Annotated in this window: 15 protein-coding genes; 11 read left to right on the forward strand and 4 right to left on the reverse strand. The window is 73.3% G+C overall.

Annotation, left to right across the window (positions count from 1 at the left end; genetic code table 11):
• Nucleotides 1-8: 8 nt before the first annotated feature.
• Nucleotides 9-311, reverse strand: coding sequence for a hypothetical protein (locus tag G443_RS18970; RefSeq protein WP_030104425.1), 303 nt, complete (start codon nucleotides 309-311; stop codon nucleotides 9-11).
• A gap of 91 nt (nucleotides 312-402) precedes the next feature.
• Here G443_RS18970 and G443_RS18975 point away from each other — a divergent pair, with 91 nt between their 5' ends.
• A complete protein-coding gene (locus tag G443_RS18975; RefSeq protein WP_026419460.1) occupies nucleotides 403-1,560 on the forward strand; it encodes an arginase family protein in 1,158 nt (385 codons plus the stop codon).
• 34 nt (nucleotides 1,561-1,594) lie between these two features.
• Here the strand turns inward: G443_RS18975 and G443_RS18980 are convergent, their stop codons facing one another.
• Nucleotides 1,595-1,897, reverse strand: coding sequence for a chorismate mutase (locus tag G443_RS18980; RefSeq protein ID WP_026419459.1), 303 nt, complete (start codon nucleotides 1,895-1,897; stop codon nucleotides 1,595-1,597).
• 346 nt (nucleotides 1,898-2,243) lie between these two features.
• Here G443_RS18980 and pcrA point away from each other — a divergent pair, with 346 nt between their 5' ends.
• Entirely contained in the window at nucleotides 2,244-4,745 is a 2,502-nt protein-coding gene (pcrA, locus tag G443_RS18985; protein ID WP_026419458.1) for a DNA helicase PcrA, read from the forward strand.
• 437 nt (nucleotides 4,746-5,182) lie between these two features.
• Nucleotides 5,183-6,529 (forward strand): MFS transporter, encoded by a 1,347-nt coding sequence (locus G443_RS18990; protein ID WP_211237564.1) that lies wholly within the window; start codon nucleotides 5,183-5,185, stop codon nucleotides 6,527-6,529.
• A 591-nt stretch (nucleotides 6,530-7,120) separates the two neighbouring features.
• Here G443_RS18990 and G443_RS18995 read toward each other — a convergent pair.
• Nucleotides 7,121-7,804, reverse strand: a complete 684-nt coding sequence (locus G443_RS18995; RefSeq protein WP_026419457.1) for a M23 family metallopeptidase — start codon at nucleotides 7,802-7,804, stop codon at nucleotides 7,121-7,123.
• A 955-nt stretch (nucleotides 7,805-8,759) separates the two neighbouring features.
• Between G443_RS18995 and G443_RS19000 the strand changes: the two genes are divergently transcribed.
• The 5 genes from G443_RS19000 (at nucleotide 8,760) to G443_RS19020 (ending at nucleotide 14,135) form a co-directional block, all read left to right on the forward strand.
• Entirely contained in the window at nucleotides 8,760-10,466 is a 1,707-nt protein-coding gene (locus tag G443_RS19000; RefSeq protein WP_051314117.1) for a hypothetical protein, read from the forward strand.
• A 160-nt stretch (nucleotides 10,467-10,626) separates the two neighbouring features.
• Entirely contained in the window at nucleotides 10,627-11,034 is a 408-nt protein-coding gene (gene icmB / locus G443_RS19005; protein ID WP_026419456.1) for a coenzyme B12-dependent isobutyryl CoA mutase small subunit, read from the forward strand.
• A 184-nt stretch (nucleotides 11,035-11,218) separates the two neighbouring features.
• Nucleotides 11,219-12,397 (forward strand): ADP-forming succinate--CoA ligase subunit beta, encoded by a 1,179-nt coding sequence (gene sucC, locus G443_RS19010; RefSeq protein WP_026419455.1) that lies wholly within the window; start codon nucleotides 11,219-11,221, stop codon nucleotides 12,395-12,397.
• A gap of 8 nt (nucleotides 12,398-12,405) precedes the next feature.
• Complete coding sequence (sucD, locus tag G443_RS19015) at nucleotides 12,406-13,296, forward strand: succinate--CoA ligase subunit alpha (RefSeq protein WP_026419454.1); 891 nt, start codon at nucleotides 12,406-12,408, stop codon at nucleotides 13,294-13,296.
• A 185-nt stretch (nucleotides 13,297-13,481) separates the two neighbouring features.
• Nucleotides 13,482-14,135: a DUF5336 domain-containing protein gene (locus G443_RS19020; protein ID WP_026419453.1), complete on the forward strand. Its 654-nt coding sequence runs from the start codon at nucleotides 13,482-13,484 to the stop codon at nucleotides 14,133-14,135.
• A 317-nt stretch (nucleotides 14,136-14,452) separates the two neighbouring features.
• On the opposite strand, the gene G443_RS25170 is transcribed toward G443_RS19020, so the two are convergent.
• On the reverse strand, nucleotides 14,453-14,581 hold the full coding sequence (locus tag G443_RS25170) for a hypothetical protein (protein WP_272501094.1): 129 nt from the start codon (nucleotides 14,579-14,581) through the stop codon (nucleotides 14,453-14,455).
• Here G443_RS25170 and G443_RS19025 point away from each other — a divergent pair.
• From G443_RS19025 to purH, 3 genes are all read left to right on the forward strand, one after another.
• Nucleotides 14,549-16,435: a cell division protein PerM gene (locus G443_RS19025; RefSeq protein ID WP_272500833.1), complete on the forward strand. Its 1,887-nt coding sequence runs from the start codon at nucleotides 14,549-14,551 to the stop codon at nucleotides 16,433-16,435. The genes G443_RS25170 and G443_RS19025 overlap by 33 nt on opposite strands.
• Before the next feature lie 222 nt (nucleotides 16,436-16,657).
• Entirely contained in the window at nucleotides 16,658-17,263 is a 606-nt protein-coding gene (gene purN / locus G443_RS19030) for a phosphoribosylglycinamide formyltransferase (protein ID WP_026419452.1), read from the forward strand.
• Nucleotides 17,260-18,864 carry a bifunctional phosphoribosylaminoimidazolecarboxamide formyltransferase/IMP cyclohydrolase gene (gene purH / locus G443_RS19035; protein WP_051314114.1) on the forward strand — a complete coding sequence of 535 codons (1,605 nt, stop codon included), beginning with the start codon at nucleotides 17,260-17,262 and terminating at the stop codon, nucleotides 18,862-18,864. The genes purN and purH overlap by 4 nt, the downstream gene beginning before the upstream one ends.
• Nucleotides 18,865-19,151 lie beyond the last annotated feature (287 nt).

Here is a 19,151-nt window from a genome sequence, read left to right on the forward strand (position 1 = left end):
GCCGCCGCTCAGGTGCGGTAGCGTTCGCGGACGGCGGTCAGCTGCTTCGTCGCGGCGAGGCCGGTTCCGGCGCCGACGATGATGGCCAGCACGTCCACGAACCCACCTCCCGTGCTGAACAGGAGTCCGAGGAGGCCGGCCCCGACCAGGCCACCGGCCATCGGCATGCGGCTGCGCACGAACTCCGCGACCGGGCCACCGCCGGCCCGCTTCTTGGCCGCCGACCCGAGCAGGGCCAGGTAGCCACCATGGGCGATGGCGGCCAACAGGCCGACCAGCGCCACCACACCAGCAATCACATCCAGGACCATGGTGACCAGTCTGCCTGCCCGGTGCCCCGGGAGGCCATCAGTGATGTCCCCGAGATCGCGGGAGCGGGCCGGTAGGACGGACGGGAGGCGGATGACCGAGACGTGGGCAACGGCCCGGGGCGAGCTGGACCTCTTCTGGGACGACGCGTGCCTGGACCACGACCCCGGCGTCGGGCTGTGGGAGCACGCGGAGGTCCCGCCCTGGATCGACGTGCCCGAGCCCCACCCCGAGTCCTCGGCCCGGTTGCGGACCTTCCGGGCGGCCCTGACCCGCGGCCCGCTCTCCGACCGGCTCCGCTGGTACCCGGGCCGGCCCGCCACGGTGACCGAGCTGCTCGCCGTGCACGAGGCGGAATACCTGCGGCTGCTGCGGGAGGCCACCAACGGCCCGGAGCCCACCTCGCTGGAACCCAACACCACCGTGGGGCCCGGTTCCTGGCCGGCGGCCCTGGCCGCGGCCGGCTGCGCGATCGAGGCCGCCAGGTCAGCCGTGCTGCGGGGACGACCCGCCTACGCGTTGGTCCGCCCGCCCGGGCACCACGCCCAGCCGGACCAGGCGGACGGCTACTGCCTGCTGAACAACCCCGCGCTCGCCGCGCGGGCCGCCCTCGACCTCGGGCTCACCCGGGTGGCGGTGCTGGACTGGGACGTCCACCACGGCAACGGGACCCAGGAGATCTTCTACCGCAGCCCGGACGTCCTCACCGTCTCGCTGCACATGAGGCACGGTGCCTGGGGGCCCAGCCACCCCCAGCGGGGAACCCCCGACGAGACCGGCGCCGGGAGGGGCGCCGGTCACAACGCCAACATCGAACTGTCGTTGGGGGCGGGCGACGCCGCCTACCTGCTCGCGTTCGACGAGCTGGTGGAGCCGTTGTTGCGGGAGTTCCGGCCGGACGCCCTGGTGTGCGCCTCCGGGTTCGACGGGTCCGCGTTCGACCCGAACGGCCGGCACAACCTCACCCCCGCTGGGTACCGGGAGATCGGCCTGCGGGTGGGACGGCTGGCCGCCGAGCTCGTCGGTGGCCGCCTGGTGCTCACCCAGGAGGGGGGTTACCTGCGCGGTTACGCGGCCCTGTGCCTCCATGCCCTGGTCGAGGGGCTGCTGGGGGAGCGAGGTGCCCTGGTGGACGACCCGCTGAGCTACCTGCCGGACGACCACGAGAGCAACCCGGAGCGGACGGAACGTGATCTGGACGCGGTCCGAGCCGCCCTGGGTGACCACTGGCCGGTGTTGCGCGGGAGGTGACGGGCCCGCGAGCCCGGTCAGAACGCGCGCGCGGTCAGCTGGACCGCCCGAGGTGGCCGCGGCCCATGCGCAGCAGCGCCATCGCCAGCTCCCGCCCGTCCGGCCCGAGCTCGCGGTAACGGGCGAGCACCGCCATCTCCCGGTTGTGGACGATGCGCGGGCCGCCGGCGGCCATCCTGGCGCGTCCGATGGTCTTGGAGACCTCCGCCCGCCGCTGGGCGAGTCGGAGGATCTCGGCGTCGAGCCGGTCGATCTCCAACCGCAGGTCGGCGACCTCGTCCTCGGTGGGGACGCGGTCGGGGCGTTCTGGCGTGCTGGCCGGTACCGAGTTGTTCACGGGACTCCTCCAGGGAAAGGGTGTGGGCCCGGATCCGGAGCGCGCGAAGCCCCGGGTCCTGGGACTCCGGGGGCTGCGTGGTGGGGGTGCTGGCAGGTCACACGACCACGGGCGCCGGAGTCCGGTGCCCGTAGCTAAAGTAGGAGAAGACCTGCCGCACGTCGACGAGTCTGCCACAGGCTGGGACGGCGGTGGGCCGACGGGCGAGCTCCATCGCCTGATCGGGAGCGGGTTTCCCCCGGTCAGCCGCTGACCGTGACCAGTTCCGCCCGTCGGCGCCGGGGCGGAACGCACTGGGATCCGTGGTGTCCGGCCGCGGAGGGTGTGGGAGTACGGTGGCTGACTGATGAGCGCGCTCTTCGACCTCTCCCCGGATGCTCCCGCCCACCACGGCCACGACCCCGCCGCCGTCCCGGAGGACCTGCTGGCAGGCCTCAACGCCCAGCAGCGGATGGCGGTGACCCACACCGGCGCGCCCCTGCTCGTGGTTGCGGGCGCCGGGTCGGGCAAGACCAGGGTGCTGACCACCAGGATCGCGTACCTGATGGCCGCCAGGGGAGCGCACCCGGGCCAGGTGTTGGCCATCACCTTCACCAACAAGGCCGCCGCCGAGATGAAGGAACGGGTGGCCGCGCTGGTCGGGCGCCGGGCGAACCTCATGTGGGTGTCGACCTTCCACTCCATGTGCGCCCGCCTGCTGCGCCGGGAGGCGCGCGGCCTACGCGAGCTGCTGGAGGCGGAGGCAGCCGAGGCCGGCCTCGCCGAGGTGTCGCTCAACTCGAACTTCTCGATCTACGACGGCGACGACTCCCGCCGGCTCATCACCCAGGTCAGCCGGGACCTGGACCTGGACGCCAAGCGCTACCCACCGCGGACCCTGGCGGTCGGGATCTCCAACCTCAAGAACGAACTGGTGACGCCGGAGGAGGCCGAGGAGGCGGCCGGCACCGACCTGGAACGGAAGGTCGCCGACGTGTACGCGGCCTACCAGCGGCGGCTGCTGGTGGGCAACGCCCTCGACTTCGACGACCTGATCCTGCGCACGGTCCAGCTGCTCCAGCGGTTCCCCGCGATCGCCGAGTACTACCACCGGCGCTTCCGGCACGTGCTCGTCGACGAGTACCAGGACACCAACCACGCCCAGTACGTCCTGGTCCGGGAGCTGGTCGGCGGTGCGGCGGCCGGGGTCGACCCCTCCCGGCGGGGAGAGCCGGGGGAGGGGGAGGACGGACATCCCACCGTCCCGCCCGCGGAACTGTGCGTGGTCGGCGACGCCGACCAGTCCATCTACGCGTTCCGGGGCGCCACGATCCGCAACATCGAGGAGTTCGAGCGGGACTACCCCGACGCCGACACCGTCCTGCTGGAGCAGAACTACCGGTCCACCCAGACCATCCTGTCGGCGGCCAACGCCGTCATCGCGCGGAACGCGGAGCGGCGGGACAAACGGCTGTGGACCGACGCCGGCGAGGGCGAGCGCATCGTCGGGTACGTCGCCGACAACGAGCACGACGAGGCGGCGTTCGTCGCGGGTGAGATCGACCGGCTGGTGGACGCGGGGGACGCCGCCAACGGGGACATCGCCGTCTTCTACCGGACGAACAACCAGTCCCGGGTCTTCGAGGAGATCTTCATCCGGCTGGGGCTGCCCTACCGGGTCGTGGGCGGGGTGCGGTTCTACGAGCGGCGCGAGGTCCGGGACGTCCTGGCCTACCTGCGCGTGCTGGACAACCCCGACGACGCGGTGAGCCTGCGGCGGGTGCTGAACGTGCCCAAGCGCGGGATCGGGGACCGCACCCAGGAACTGGTGGCCCAGCACGCCGACCGCGAACGCGTCGGCTTCTCCGCCGCGCTCCGAGCCGCGGCGCGGGGAGAGGTCGCCGACGTCAAACCGCGTTCGCGACGGCCGATCGCCGAGTTCGTGGACCTGCTCGACGAACTGCGCGCCAGCCTGGACGCGGGTGCGGACATCGCCGAGGTGACCGAGCGGATCCTCGGCTCGACCGGTTACCGGGCGGAGCTGGAGGAGAGCGACGACCCCCAGGACGCCTCCCGGCTGGACAACCTGAACGAGTTCGTCACGGTGGCGCGGGAGTTCGTCGAACAGGCAGGGGCGGCGGTCACCGAGGACGAGGGCGAGGACGGGGGCGAGCCCGACGGGCCGGCGCCCGGATCGCTCGCCGCGTTCCTGGAGCGGGTCGCGCTGGTCGCCGACACCGACTCCGTACCGGAGCACGGCGAGGGCGTCGTCACCCTGATGACCCTCCACACCGCCAAGGGGCTGGAGTTCCCGGTGGTCTTCTGCACCGGCATGGAGGACGGGGTGTTCCCCCACCTGCGGGCTTTGGGCGACCCGACGGAACTGGCTGAGGAACGGCGCCTGGCCTACGTGGGCATCACCCGGGCACGGCAGCGCCTCTACGTGTCGCGGGCACTGGTCCGCTCCGCGTGGGGGCAGCCCATGACCAACCCCGCGTCGAGATTCCTCGCGGAGATGCCCGCGGAGCTGCTGGACTGGCGTCGCACCGAGCCGGAGCGGTCCGCCCCCGGCGCCGTCACCAGGTGGAGTCGTGGCTCCGACCGGGGAGGTTCCGACTCCGCGCAGGCGGGTCTGGCCGCCGGTGGCACCAGGACCACCGGGTTCGGCGGGTGGAGGCGGAGCAGCGCGAGTTCCACGGTGCCGCTCGCCCTCGACGTCGGTGACCGGGTGAGCCACGACAAGTACGGGCTCGGGACGGTCGTCGACACCGACGGCAGCGGTCCGAGGGCGACCGCCACCATCGACTTCGGCAGCGCCGGGAAGGTGCGCCTGATGTTGATGGGCGGCGTGCCCATGACGAAGCTCTGAGCGGCGGCGTGGCCGCCCCGCCCCGGCGCTGGGTGCGGGCGGGTCCCGCCGGCGCGCGAGCCCGGCTCACGTCGTGCCGGGCGGTCGTCGCGAGGAGGGCGCGTCTCCGGGGAGACGGGAGGCGCGGTGCGGCGGTGCGGACCTCGTCCGCCACGGGGCCGTTCCGGACGGCACCGGAGCGCGAGTTCGCGCGGAGGACCAGGTCGCGGGAACCCCGCGGCCTCCCCGAACCGCCCGGGCGGGTACGGGCCGGCGGATTCGGCCGAGCGGAGGAGTGCCGTTAGGGCGATCTAGGGATCGCCAAGGTGTCCGTGCCGGGGATAGTTTGGCGCGATGCTCCGTTCTGCTCCTGCCGCCACCGCGACGCCCACGGTCCGAGCACCCGTTCACCGGTCCGGACCGCCGTCCTCCTCGGCCGGGTGGGCTGGGCCGGCGGCGTGCTGACACGTCGGAGCGGCCTGGGCGGCCGGTTCTGGAGCCTGTTCGCGTCGAGCACGATCTCCAACCTCGGGGACGGCATCGGCCGGGTGGGTTTCCCGCTGCTGGCCGCGACCCTGACCAGGGACCCGGTGCTCATCGCGAGCTTCACCACGTTCGCGTTCCTGCCGTGGTTGTTGTTCGCGCTGGTCAGCGGCGCTCTGGTTGACCGCCTGGACCGCAGGCGGGTGATGATCTCCGCCAACCTGTTCCGGGCGGTCGTGGTGGGGGCGCTCGCCGCGTCGGTGCTGGCGGGCGAGGCGCGGATCTGGATGCTCTACGTCGCGGCCTTCCTGCTCGGCACCGCCGAGACGCTGTACGACAGCGCGGCCAGGGCCATCCTGCCGCAGGTGGTTCGGCGGGATCAGCTGGAGGCGGGCAACGGGCGGCTGGAGGCGTCCGAGATCGCCTGCCAGAGCTTCCTGGGCGCGCCGGTGGGCAGTGCGCTCTTCGTGGTGGCCGCGGCGGGCCCCTTCCTGGCGAACTCGGCGGGCTTCCTCATCGCCGCGGTACTGCTCTTCCTCGTGCCCGGTGTCTACCGGGTGCGCGGGGAGGGGGCGGGTGTGGCCGCGACCGGGGCGGCTCCGCGCGCGAACCTGCGGCGGGAGATCGGCGAGGGCCTGCGCTGGCTGTGGCGGCACCGGTTCCTCCGGTCCCTCATGGTGCTGGTCAGCCTGGTCGGGATGGCGCAGGAAGCCGTCATGGCCCTGCTGGTGCTGTACGTGCTGGAGGAACTGGCGCTGGGGGAGGCGGCCCTCGGGTTCTTCCTGGTGGGTGCCGGGGCCGGCGGTCTGGTGGGGGGCCTGCTCTCGGAGCGCCTGGTGCGCGGGATCTCCCGCAGCAGGATCATCCCGCTCACCATCCTGGTGAGCGGGTGCGCCTTCGCCATCACCGGGCTGGTGGTGGTGCCGGCGACCTTGGCCGTGGGGCTGCTCGTGGGTGCCGCCGCCGTGACGGTGTTCAACGTGACGACGATGGTGTTGCGGCAGGCACTCATCCCGCAGGAGATGTTCGGCCGGGTGCAGGGCGCCTGGCGCACCCTGGTCTGGGGGATGCTCCCGGTCGGCGCGTTGCTGGGCGGGGTGGCGGCGGCCCAGTTCGGCGTGCGAGCCCTCTACCTGGGGAGCGGGGTGCTTCAACTCGGTCTGGCGCTCGCGCTGTGGGCCGTCCTGCGGGGGCACCGACGACTGGTCGACGGCCTGGACGAGCAGGGGGAGACGGCGAGGCCCACCCCGCCGTCCGGCGAGGCGTCGTCCGGCCAGGACGACGCCTCGCGCCGGCACGGGGCCGCCGGCACCGGGAGCTGACCGGCGACCCCCGGATACCGGACCCGGGCGTGGGGGCAGCCCCGGCGGCTGCTCTTTTCGGGTGAATTGGGTGCCGCCCTCGAACCTCTGTTCGATTTGTGTCGGGGGCCCCGGGTTGACTGTGCGTTGGTTGGGTAAGCGAGTGGCCAGGAACGGGATGCGGGTGTTCGGTCGTCGGCGTGGTGGATGTGGGTGGCGGCGGATCGGGGTCCGCTGGCGCTCGACATCGGGGAAGCGTCCAGCGCGTCGGCGACGGCTCCGGTGTCGGTCGTGGGGCGTCGGGGGTCCCGCGGCCGGCACGCGGGGCCTGTACCCCGCGTCCGCCGGTGTGAGTGGCGGAGCGCCGCGCCTCCGGGTCGCCGGGCGGTTCGGGGGTGCCCGTCCGGCTCGCCTGGACGAGGCCGTTCGCTCGGCACCGGCTCGCGCGGTGGTGGCGCCGGGGGCGCCGGGACGGCGAGTCCGGGCGGACCTGGTGGCGGGTCGCGGCCCGCTTCTCGTGGCTCCCTCAGTGGCTCGGGCGCCCAGGCGGCCGGCCCGCCGCTCGTGGTCCGCACCGGCGCGCCCGTGGTGGCGCGCCGGCGGAAGTGGGGCTCAGAGGTAGAGGCCGCGCTCGTTCAGCCACGGCTCGGGGTTGATCTTCCGTCCCGCCGGGTCCCAGACCTCGAAGTGGAGGTGCGGGCCGGTGGAGAAGCCCCGGTTGCCCATCTCGGCGATCTGCTCGCCCGCCTTGACCTTCTGCCCGGGGTAGACCGAGTAGGTGTTGATGTGGCCGTAGACGGTGATGGTGCCGTCGTCGGCCTGCACGCGCACCCAGAGGCCGAAGCCGCTCGCCGGCCCGGCCTCGATCACGGTGCCGTCGTGCGCGGCGCGGATCGGGGTGCCGATGGCGTTGGCGACGTCGATGCCGTAGTGGGTGGTGCCCCAGCGGGCGCCGAACCCGGAGGTGTAGCGGCCCTCGGCCGGCAGCCAGAACTTGGGGCGGGCCAGCTCGGCTTCGTACGCCGCGATCTCCTGCTCGATCTGCTGGCTCTTGACGATGTTGTTGACCTCGTCCGACTGGTCCGAGGTGCGGGTGACGGGGAGCACCTCGGGGGCCGGTGCGGTACCGCCAACTCCGGTGAACTGCTGGTGGTGTCCCGCGGCGGCCGCTCCGCCGGCCGCCGCCAGCGGTACGACTCCGTCCGCCGTGGACTCGTGGTTGTTGCCGTCTGGTTGGTGCAACTGCATCGTCTGGCCCGCGGCGACGAATGCGCCGGCGGCCACGGCGGCCACCATGATGCGACCGCGAAGCGCGGACGGCGGCGGGGGAAGCCGGTGCGCTCCCTTCGGCCGATTGGAGGGTTCGCCTTCGAGCGCGTCCTCAACGACCTGGGAGCTTGCGCCGCCAGGTGAGCGGTGTCGAGCCAATGCCTGCCCTTCCGTCTTCGGGGAGTCTGGTCGAGGCACCGGGCGGGGGATCCCGGTTCGCGGGTCGGGGTAACCAGCGACGCGTCCTGTTCGTGACCAGACCGTGACAACGGACCGGGGGACAGTAACGGGGGCCGACCCCTAAGGGCAAATCCCTGGGGCCCCGAATGGACCACGGGATCGGTGACCGGGGTCACTGGCTTCCAAGTTGTCACCGGCAGTGCCGTTGACATTTGCGTGATCACCGTTCTCGGTATGGAACCCCTGGGTCGAACGGTGGGGCGACGGCGCCGGTTTTCTTACGGCGAGTGGAGTAACCGTCGCTCGGATGGCCGGTACTGGTGCGTCGATCGGGCGGGACCTCGGGGTGAAACGTGATATATGTCACCCGAACGAGGGGAAGTGGTGGCGAATTTTCCTGATGTGCCACTGAATTCGTCACTTCCTTGCAGGTCAGCGACGGTCGTGATGGCACTGTGGACAGCGCTCGGATGGGCGGGTGCCGGGGGCCGGCACCGGGGTCGTCGCTGCCGGGCCCGTCGCGCTCGGTAGCCGCCCGCTGCGACGGACAGGCGATCCGGGAAGATCAACCAACACGGCCGCCTGCTCCGGCGATTCAGCCCGTGACCTTGTTAGCTTCACCCAGGGCTCGCTCCCGGGCGCGGGAAGGGCCCGGAAACGACGCCGCCACCCGACATCGACCGAGGCGGCCCGGAGAACCGGACCGGCCGGGCGCGGTGGGGGCTGGGCGCCGAGGGGACCACGGAGCCCGCCGGCAGCCGACTCGCCGCCGACGTGGACAGCACGGGAGGTCAGCACACTGATGAGGCTGCGTGTCGCACTGGTGGTCGCCGCGGCGGGCGGGGTGCTCGTGGCACTGGCGCCGGTCGTCGGGGTCACCGACGGGGGCCACGCTCCCGCCTACGCCTCGTGGCCGTGGATGGCGTTGGTCGGCCTCCTCGCCCCGGCGGTGGGCCTGCTGCTGATCACCCGGGGGCGGCCGGTGGCCGCCAGGTGGGTGCTGCTGGGGCCGGCCCTCGTCGCCCTCGGCCGCCTGGTCCTCGACGTGCAGGTCGCCGTCGAGCCTGCCCTGGCCGCGCGGCCGGAGCTGTTCCTCCTGGACACCCTGGACCCGGTCTCGCCATCGGTGGGGCTCGTGCTCTCGCTCGTGGGCTCACTGCTCGTCCTGCTGGCGGGGCTCCTCGCCCTGTCCGAACCGACCGGCGGCGACGGCGGGGCCCGGCTCGTCGACGGGTTCGGCGGAGAGAACCGCGCCACCTCGGGCTCACCCGGGTTGCTGGCGCTGGTGCTGTGCGTCTCGGTCGCGGCCGCGGCGGGGGTCCTCACGCGACCGTTCGAGTCCGAGACGCCCTACCTCCTCCCGAGCGGGGCGCTGGAGGGGGCGGGCTGGGAACGCCTCGGCCTCGTCGTCGTCGCGGTCGCCGTCGTGCTGGCCGCGACCTTCGCCGCCACCTCCTCCTCCGGGGAGTCCGTGCTCGGCGGCCTGGTGGGCGCCGCGCTCGCGTTGGCGTGGTTCGAGGTGCCCGTGTTGCTGGCTGGCCTGCTCGGCGCGGACCTGCGCGCGGGCTGGGGGCCCGTGGTGGCGTTGCTCGCCGCTGCCCTGCTGGCCGCGCTCGGGCTGGTGACCGGTCTGCGCGCGGCCCGGCCCAGCGAGCGGCGCCCCGATGCGGACACCGTGGTGCTGCCCGGCTCCGCGCGGCTGCGGCGGGCGGCGGGACTGGCGGGGCTGGCGGCCGGTGTCGCGGCGGTCCTCGCCGCCACCGGGCGGCAGCTGGTCGTCGTGACGGGTGCCGACCAGCCGCCCGAGTACCCCGCCCGGCTCCTGGTTCCCGCTGGGCTCCTGGTGGTCGGGCTGTCGGTCGCGATGCTGGTGCCCCGCTGGTCGGTCGCGGTCCGCCCCGCCTTCGTCGTCGGCTGGACAGCTGTTCCGCTGGCCGTGACGAGCGCGTTGGAGCCCGTCCTCATGACGCTGGACTACCCGGGCGTCGAACTCGGGGCGGGGGCCTGGGCGTCGATGGCCTCGGTTCCGCTGGCCGTGCTCGCCGGCGTGCTCGCCCTGGTCGCCGGCGCGGGGGAACGGGACGACGTCGACCTCAGCGAGCGCACCGTCAACCAGGTGCTGGCGGTACCGGTGGCCATGACGTTGCTCTGGTCGGTCGGGGCCTTCGGGCTCCCGGTGCTCACCGGTCGGGACTTCGCGGCCGCCGGCCTGTGGAACGACTTCCGGGTGGCCTCGCTTGGCCTGGTCGTGGTCCTGATCGCCGTTGTCGTGGCCGCCGCGCTCGCGCCGTTCTCCCGGCCGGGCCAGGCGGTGGGGCTCCTGCTGGGAGCGGCCGCCCTCCTCGCGCTGCGGATGCTCGAACTCCCGCTCACGGTGGCGAGGGTGGCGGACGGCGCTCCCGGGGCCGGGCTGTGGCTGGCCGGGTGCTGCCTGGTGTCCCTCGTGGTCGGCGCGGTGCTCGCCGCCCGGTCGCGGCGGGGCGCGGCGACGTTCCAGGGCAGCCGTTAGTCTCTCGGCGGATGGTGGCGGATGGTGATGGAGAACACCTCGCGCGGTGGGTGGCGGTTCGTGTGACATGACCCCGAGGACAACGTCGTCCCGTGGGCGACAGCGGTTCGCCAGCGATCCTGGCCACCGCCTGTGCCCGTGTGCGCCCCAGGAGGAAACCGTGAGCGGTCGGATTCGAGTCGTCGTCGCCAAGCCGGGTCTTGATGGCCACGACCGCGGCGCCAAGGTCGTGGCCAGGGCACTGCGGGACGCCGGGATGGAGGTCATCTACACCGGCCTGCACCAGACCCCGGAGCAGGTGGTGGCGACCGTCCTGCAGGAGGACGCGGACGCGGTGGGGCTCTCGGTGCTCTCCGGTGCCCACATGACGTTGTTCGCCAGGGTCATCGAGCTGTTGCGGGAACAGGGTGCCGAGGACGTCGTCGTGTTCGGCGGCGGGATCATCCCCGACGAGGACCTGCCGAGGCTGGCCGAACTCGGTGTCGCCCGGATCTTCACCCCGGGAGCGCCCACGCACGAGATCGTCGACTGGGTGCGCGGGAACGTGGCCCAGGGGGCCGGTGCGTGACCTCGGGCCGGGGTCCGTCCGCGTCCGCGCGGAGCCGGCGGTCAGACGACCGGACGCCCTCTCCCCGGCCGGCGGTGCGATGCGTCTCACTGCCGTGATTGACCTCACCGCCAGCGATTTCCCGTGCGTCCCCGCAGGTCGCTAGGGTCTGCTGAGTCCGACACCGACGTCGCAGGAGACTCGAGTGGACCTGTACGAATACCAAGCGAAGGACATCTTCGCTAACTATGGTGTGCCGGTGTTGCCGGGCGCCGTGGCCGCCACTGCCGACGAGGCCAGGGCCGCCGCCGAGGAACTCGGCGTCCCCGTCGTCGTCAAAGCCCAGGTGAAGACCGGTGGGCGTGGCAAGGCCGGTGGCGTCAAGCTCGCCGACAACCCCGACGAAACCCAGGAGAAGGCCGAGGGCATCCTCGGCCTCGACATCAAGGGGCACGTCGTCCGCCGGGTGCTGGTGACCCCAGCCTCGGACATCGCGGAGGAGTACTACTTCTCCTTCCTGCTGGACCGTGCCAACCGCACCTTCCTCGCCATGGCCTCCGTCGAGGGCGGCATGGACATCGAGGAGGTCGCGGCCACCAAGCCCGAGGCGCTGGCCAAGGTGCCCGTCGACGCCATCAACGGCGTCGACCTGGCCAAGGCCCAGGAGATCGTCAAGGCCGCCAACTTCCCGGCCGAGGTCGCCGACCAGGTCGCCGAGGTCATCGTGAAGCTGTGGGACGGCTTCGTCGGTGAGGACGCGACGCTGGTCGAGGTCAACCCGCTGGTCCGCGACCCGCAGGGCAAGATCATCGCGCTCGACGGCAAGGTGACGTTGGACGACAACGCCGCCTTCCGCCACGAGGCGCACGCGGACCTCGTCGACAAGGGCGCCGAGGACCCGCTGGAGGCCGCGGCCAAGGCCAAGGACCTCAACTACGTCAAGTTGGACGGCCAGGTCGGCATCATCGGCAACGGCGCCGGCCTCGTCATGTCGACCCTGGACGTCGTCGCCTACGCGGGCGAGCGGCACGGGGGCGCCAAGCCGGCCAACTTCCTCGACATCGGTGGCGGTGCCTCCGCCGAGGTGATGGCGAACGGCCTGGAGATCATCCTCTCCGACGCCGACGTGAAGTCCGTGTTCGTCAACGTCTTCGGCGGCATCACCGCCTGCGACGCGGTGGCCAACGGCATCGTCAGCGCCTTCCAGCTGCTGGAGAGCCGGGGGGAGGCCGTGACCCGGCCGATCGTCGTCCGCCTCGACGGCAACAACGCCGAGGAGGGCCGGCGCATCCTCACCGAGGCGGCGCTGCCCGGGCTGGTCCAGGTGAAGACCATGGATGAGGCGGCGGACAAGGCCGCCGAACTCGCCGCGCAGGGGGCGTGAGACCAGAGATGGCTATCTTCCTCAACGAGAACAGCAAGGTCATCGTCCAGGGGATCACCGGGTCCGAGGGCAGCAAGCACACCCGTCGGATGCTCGCCGCCGGTACCCAGATCGTGGGCGGCGTGAACCCCCGCAAGGCTGGGCAGAAGGTCGAGTTCGACGGTCAGGCGCTGCCGGTCTTCGCGACGGTCGCCGAGGCGATGGAGGCCACCGGCGCTGACGTGACGGTGATCTTCGTTCCGCCGAAGTTCGCCAAGTCCGCGGTGTTCGAGGCGATCGACGCCGGAATCGGCCTCGCCGTGGTCATCACCGAGGGCATCCCGGTGCACGACACCGCCGCCTTCTGGGCGCACGCCGTCGCCACCGGCGGCAAGACCCGGATCGTCGGCCCGAACTGCCCCGGCGTCATCTCCCCCGGCAAGTCGAACGCCGGCATCATCCCCGCCGACATCACCGGCCCCGGCCGGATCGGTCTGGTGTCCAAGTCGGGCACGCTGACCTACCAGATGATGTACGAGCTGCGGGACATCGGCTTCTCCACGGCCGTCGGCATCGGCGGCGACCCGGTCATCGGGACGACGCACATCGACGCGCTGGCCGCCTTCCAGGAGGACCCGGAGACCGACCTCATCGTGCTCATCGGTGAGATCGGCGGGGACGCCGAGGAGCGGGCCGCCGCCTACATCAAGGAGAACATCACCAAGCCGGTGGTGGGCTACGTCGCGGGCTTCACCGCCCCCGAGGGCAAGACGATGGGGCACGCCGGTGCCATCGTCTCCGGCTCGGCGGGCACCGCCGCCGCCAAGCAGGAGGCGCTGGAGGCCGTGGGCGTGCGGGTCGGCAAGACCCCGAGCGAGACCGCGCAGCTCGCACGCGAGGTGTTCCAGAACCTCGGCTGAGCGCGTGAACGCCGGTGACCGGGCGGTCACCGGGAGCAGAGTGGGGCCGGACTCCGCGGGGCGGAGACCGGCCCCACTCTGCTCTTCGTGTGGAACGCGACCGGGCATCGGTCCGTCCAAGCCCGGTATCGGTTAGCGTTTGGAGCCGATCAGCCGGTTCACGTCCTAGTGGAGGAGACCCCGCCATGTCCGCCCCGTACGGTGCCCAGCCCCCGCAGGCCGGAGGCCCGGCCCCCACAAGCGGAGGGCTCAACCTCCAACTCGTCCTCACCCTCGCCGGGGCCGGTCTGGCCCTGGTCGTCTACCTGCTCGCCTTCGCTGAGGACCTGGGCGGCGTCTACCTCAACATCACCGGCACGGGCGCGTCGCTGACCGCGATGCTGCTCGCCGGTGTGCTCGCGGGCCTCACCCTGCTGCCGGACATGGGTCGGCTGCTGCTGCCGGCGGCCCTCCTCTCCGTGCTGGGTGCCCTCACCTTCCTCCAGGTCATCGTGCACCGTTCCGGGGACATGGAGGCCGTCCCGGTCATCGCCCTCATCGTCGGACTGCTCCAGGCCGCGACCCTGGTCGTGGCGTGGCTGCTGGAGCAGAAGATCATCAAGCTGACGCCGAAGCCCGCCTACCCGCAGGGTGGCTGGAACCCCGCCAGCGGCGGGTTCCCGCAGCAGGGGCAGCCCCAGCCCGGTCAGTACGGGCAGGAGCAGCAGTACGGCCAGGCCCCCGGGCAGTACGGCCAGCCGGGCCAGTACGGCCAGGCCCCCGGCCAGTACGGCCAGCAGCCGCAGCAGCCCGGCCAGTACGGCCAGCCCGGGACTCCCCCCGGCGGCAGCGGGGCCTGACGCCCCAGACCTGGCCGACGACGCCCACCGACGCGGGGACCGGTGGACCACCAGGACGGCCGGACGACAACCGAACAACGTGACCAGGGGAACGGCGGGCCTCGGCCCGCCGTTTTTCTCACCCGAAAGAGCTAGTCTCGTTGGGCTGATCGGAGCACCTTCTCTGTCAGTCTGGCAGACATGATCACGATGCAGACGGCTCGCGCCCGACGCTCCGAGGACGATCAGGCCACCACCCCGGAGGCGGCGAAGCCCGCCGGGCGGTGGGAACGGGTCCGGATCGTGTTCGCCGCCACGAGCGGGTGTCTGGTGCTCGGCTACCTCGGGGTCGCCGCCGTCATCGCCCTGGTGCTCTCGCTGGCCGGCGCGCCGGAGCTGTCGCTGCCGTCGGTGCTGGGTGCGGCCGGTGCCGGCTGGCTGGCGGCCTTCCAGGTGCCGCTCCTCATCGCCGACCACCCGCTGGGAATGCTGCCGCTCCTGCCGACCGCCCTGCTGGTCGCGTTGGTCGCCTCGGCGGCGGGGCCGCCTGCCGGCGGGTTGGTGGCGCGGGTCGCGCGGTGTGGTGGATCGTCGGATCGACCGCGCTGGCGCACTCGACGGTGGCTCTCGCCCTCAGCCTCGCACCCGGCTCGGGGCCGGTGGTGGTCTCGGTCCTCACCGCCACGCTCCACCCTGGTCTGCTGGCGGGAGCGGGTGCGCTGGTGGGCACCGCCCTCGTCGACGGCTGGCACCGCCGGCTGTTCACCGAAGCGGAGGCCCACGTCACCCTCGGCTTCCGGGGCGCGGCCCTCGCGCTCTCGGCAGTGGCGGCCGGTGCCGCCGCCGTCCTCGTCGTCGCCCTCGGGTTCGCGGCAGGGCGCGCCGCCGAGTTGTTCACCACCGAGGGAGGCGCGGGTGCGGCGCTGGGCCTCCTGTTGCTCTCCCTCGCCTACCTCCCGAACATGCTCCTGGCCGTCGCCGCCTTCTGCACCGGTGTACCGGTGTCGCTCGGCCAGCTCGAGCTGTCGTTGTTCTGGCTGGAGTCCGCGTCCGTCCCGGACGTCCCACTGCTGGCGGCGGTTCCCGGGACGGGGCCGCACCTGGCGTGGGCGCCGGTGGTGCTCGGCCCTCTGGCCGGCGGTCTGCTGGTCGGCTGGCGATGCCGGGGCGACGCCGCCAACCCCGTCGCCCGGCTGCGGCCGGTCGCGGTGTCGGCGGCCGTCGCCGCGACCGGAGCGTTCGCGGCCGCGTTGCTCGCGGGTGGCCAACTCGCCGACGGGCCCTTCGGCGCGATGCGCGTCCCCGCCGGCGAGTTCGCCAGCGCGGTCTTCTGCTGGGTCGCCGTGCCCGGCGCGCTCCTCGCCTGGTTCCTCGGCCCCCGTCGGCCCGCCTCGACGGCCGCCGGTGCCGCCGACCACTCGGTGACCGACCCCTCGGCATCGGTCACCGGCCCGGCGGGTGGCGCCCCGACGCCGGGCGAGGGCCACGACGGGCACCCCGGCCGGGACGCCGACGACCCGACACCGCCGGACGACGTGGAGGTGGCCGACGCGTCGGATGACGAGGCTGACGGCGCTTCCCCGGATGAGCGGAGGGAGGAACGCGAGGACCAGGCCGACGGGCCGGGTCCGGCGGCGACCGTCGAGGACCAGGTGGCGGGGCACGAAGGCGTCCACGGTGGAACGGTCGCGGCGGCGGACGGGACTGGCGGCGAGTGGCCCGGGGATGCCCAGGCCACTCAGGACGTCCGGGATCCGGCTTCCTCGGCGGTCCCCGGGCCTCGGTGGTCCGGGGACGCCGGGCGGGCCCCGGAGGCCCCCGTGGTCGACACCTCGTCGTCCGGGTCCCCCTCGCGGGCCGACCGGGTCCCCGGCGGCGCCGTCCCGGAACCAGGGGATGGCACCCCCGCCCCCGAAATCGGGAGGGCCGCGGTCGACGGGGCGGGGCGGGCGCGGGGAGACGTCGGGCGGCGGTCGGGGCGCGCCAGGGCGGCGTTCCCGCGCCGGTCGTCCGAGGACGACCCCAGGCACCCGGGCCGACGAAAGCCTCCCCGGCGAGGGACACGGCGCGGAGCCCGGCCCGCCCGCTCCCCGCGAGGCCGACGGCCACGACGACCGCCCCGGCTCGGACGGCTGGCGGACGAGCGCGGAGTCCTGGTCCTGGGCGGCGGGCGGGGGCGCGGGACGCGAACCCCTGCCCCGGTTCCGGCCGAGTCGGAGGACGACGTCCCACGGATCCCACCCCCCGGGCCGGCCGGCGACGGGGCGACGAACCGGCCGGGCGAGCGGGAGCCGGTGTGGCCCCGGGGGGACGAGGAGTGACCGGTGGTTCTCCGCGTCGTGCCCGGGGTCCCCTCACGCCCGGCGCGGGACGGTCCGCTACTACGCTGGGGGCGCTCCTCCTGGGTGGGCGACCGTCGCTGATCAGCCGCGACCCCTGCCCGGGACGGCTCACTGTCCCGCCTCCGGCCGAGCGATCAGGAGAACACGCTGAGCTCCCCCAACTCGGATGTCGACCCCGCGTCCGTCCGGCTCGCACTACCGGTGCCCGCCAGGGTCGTCGTGCTGGTGTCGGGTTCCGGCAGCCTGTTGCAGGCCCTGATCGACGCCACCGGGACCCCCGGCTTCCCGGTGACCCTCGCGGCGGTGGGCGCTGACCGCCCAGCCATCCGAGGGCTCGCTCGTGCCGAGGGCGCCGGCCTCCCGACCTTCACCGTCCGGCTGGGGGACCACCCGGACCGGGAAGCCTGGGACACGGCGCTCACGGAGGCGGTGGACGCCCACCGGCCGGACCTGGTCGTCTCGGCTGGTTTCATGAAGATCCTCGGGCCCAGGTTCCTCGGCCGGTTCGAGGGACGGGTGCTCAACACCCACCCCGCCCTGCTGCCGGCGTTCCCCGGGGCGCACGCCGTCGCGGACGCGTTGCGCTACGGGGTCAAGGTCACCGGGTCCACCGTGCACCTGGTCGACGGCGGGGTGGACACGGGCCCCATCGTGGGCCAGGAGGCGGTGCCGGTGCTGCCGGGGGACACCGAGGACAGCCTGCACGAGCGAATCAAGACGGTGGAGCGTCGGCTGTTGGTCGACACGGTCGCCCGGCTGGCCCGGGAAGGCTGCACCGTGACCGGACGAGAGGTGAACATCCCGTGACCGCTGGCCACACCGAGACCGCCGACCAGGACGCAGACCGGCGGCCGATCCGCCGCGCGCTGGTCGCGGTCTCCGACAAGCACGGCCTGCTCGAACTGGCCACCGGTCTGCACGCGGCGGGCGTGGAGATCGTCTCCACCGGTGGTACGGCGGCCCGCATCGCCGACGCCGGGGTGCCGGTGACCCCGGTGGAGAAGCTCACGGGCTTCCCGGAGTGCCTGGACGGCCGGGTCAAGACCCTGCATCCGAGGGTCCACGCGGGTCTGCTCGCCGACGTGCGCCGGGAGTCGCACCGGGAGCAGCTGGACAGGCTGGGCATCGCGCCCTTCGACCTGTTGGTGATCAACCTCTACCCGTTCCGGGAGACGGTCGCCTCCGGCGCGGACTCCGAGGAGTGCGTGGAGCAGATCGACATCGGGGGACCGGCGATGCTGCGCGCCTCCGCCAAGAACCACGCCAACGTGACGGTGGTGGTGGACCCCTCGCGGTACGACTGGCTGTTGGAGCGGGTTCGCGCGGGCGGAACCTCCCTGGCGGAGCGGCGGGCGCTGGCCGTCGACGCGTTCCGCCACACCGCGTCCTACGACACGGCGGTCGCCTCGTGGATGGGCGGCGAACTCGCCCCCGACGACGAGGGCAGTGGTTTTCCCGGGTGGACCGGGCAGACCTGGAACCGGGCGGCCGTGCTGCGCTACGGCGAGAACCCGCACCAGCGGGCGGCGCTCTACGCCACCGAGGGCGCCGAGGGGCTGGCCACGGCGGAGCAGCTGCACGGCAAGGAGATGTCGTACAACAACTACGTGGACGCGGACGCCGCCTGGCGGGCGGCCCACGACCACGAGTCGCCCTGCGTCGCGATCATCAAGCACGCCAACCCGTGTGGCATCGCGGTGTCCGAACTGGCGGGGGCGGCCGCGGTGGCCGACGCGCACCGCAAGGCGCACGCCTGCGACCCGGTGAGCGCCTACGGCGGGGTCATCGCGGTGAACCGGCCGGTCACCGTCGAGATGGCCGAGCAGGTGGCCGACATCTTCACCGAGGTCGTGGTGGCCCCCGGTTACGAGGAGGGTGCCGTCGAGGTCCTCGCGGGGAAGAAGAACATCCGCATCCTGGTGGCGGGCGCTCCGACGCGGGGCGGCCTGGAGACCAGGGCCGTCTCCGGGGGTCTGCTCGTGCAGACCTCGGACGCGATCGACGCGGACGGCGACGACCCGGCGAACTGGACCCTGGCGACCGGTGCGCCCGCCGACGGGGCCACGCTGGCCGACCTCGCCTTCGTCTGGCGGGCCTGCCGGGCGGTGAAGTCCAACGCGATCCTGCTCGCCAACGAGGGCGCCACCGTCGGCGCCGGCATGGGGCAGGTGAACCGGGTCGACGCGGCCCGGCTGGCGGTGTCGAGGGCGGGGGACCGGGCCCGGGGTTCGGTCGCGGCGTCCGACGCCTTCTTCCCGTTCCCCGACGGCCTGGAGGTGCTGCTGGAGGCCGGGGTCCGGGCGGTGGTCCAGCCGGGCGGATCCGTGCGCGACCCCCAGGTGATCGCGGCCGCGGAGCGGGCCGGCGTCACGCTCTACCTGACCGGCACCCGGCACTTCGCCCACTGAGCCCGGGGCGTGAGCTGGTTCCGACCAGCCGCGTCGGCACGCCTCCCGCTGGGCCGCCGGCGGGAGGTCACCGGTGCCCCCGGTGGGGACAGCGCTCCCGGTGGCGTGCCGACCGTGCCCCGCCGGCCATTCGGGTAGGCGTGATGGCACCCCGGGAGTGTTGGTACCCGGTGGACGGGCACGTCGCGACCTGACGAGGTCGGTCACAGGGACAGCTGGGTGGCTCGCGGGCCAGCTCGCCCGGTGCGTCGTCAACCCCGAGAACGGCACTGATCGAGTGGCCAGGG

The organism is Actinoalloteichus caeruleus DSM 43889 (assembly GCF_000429185.2).
GTDB classification, from domain to species: domain Bacteria; phylum Actinomycetota; class Actinomycetes; order Mycobacteriales; family Pseudonocardiaceae; genus Actinoalloteichus_B; species Actinoalloteichus_B caeruleus.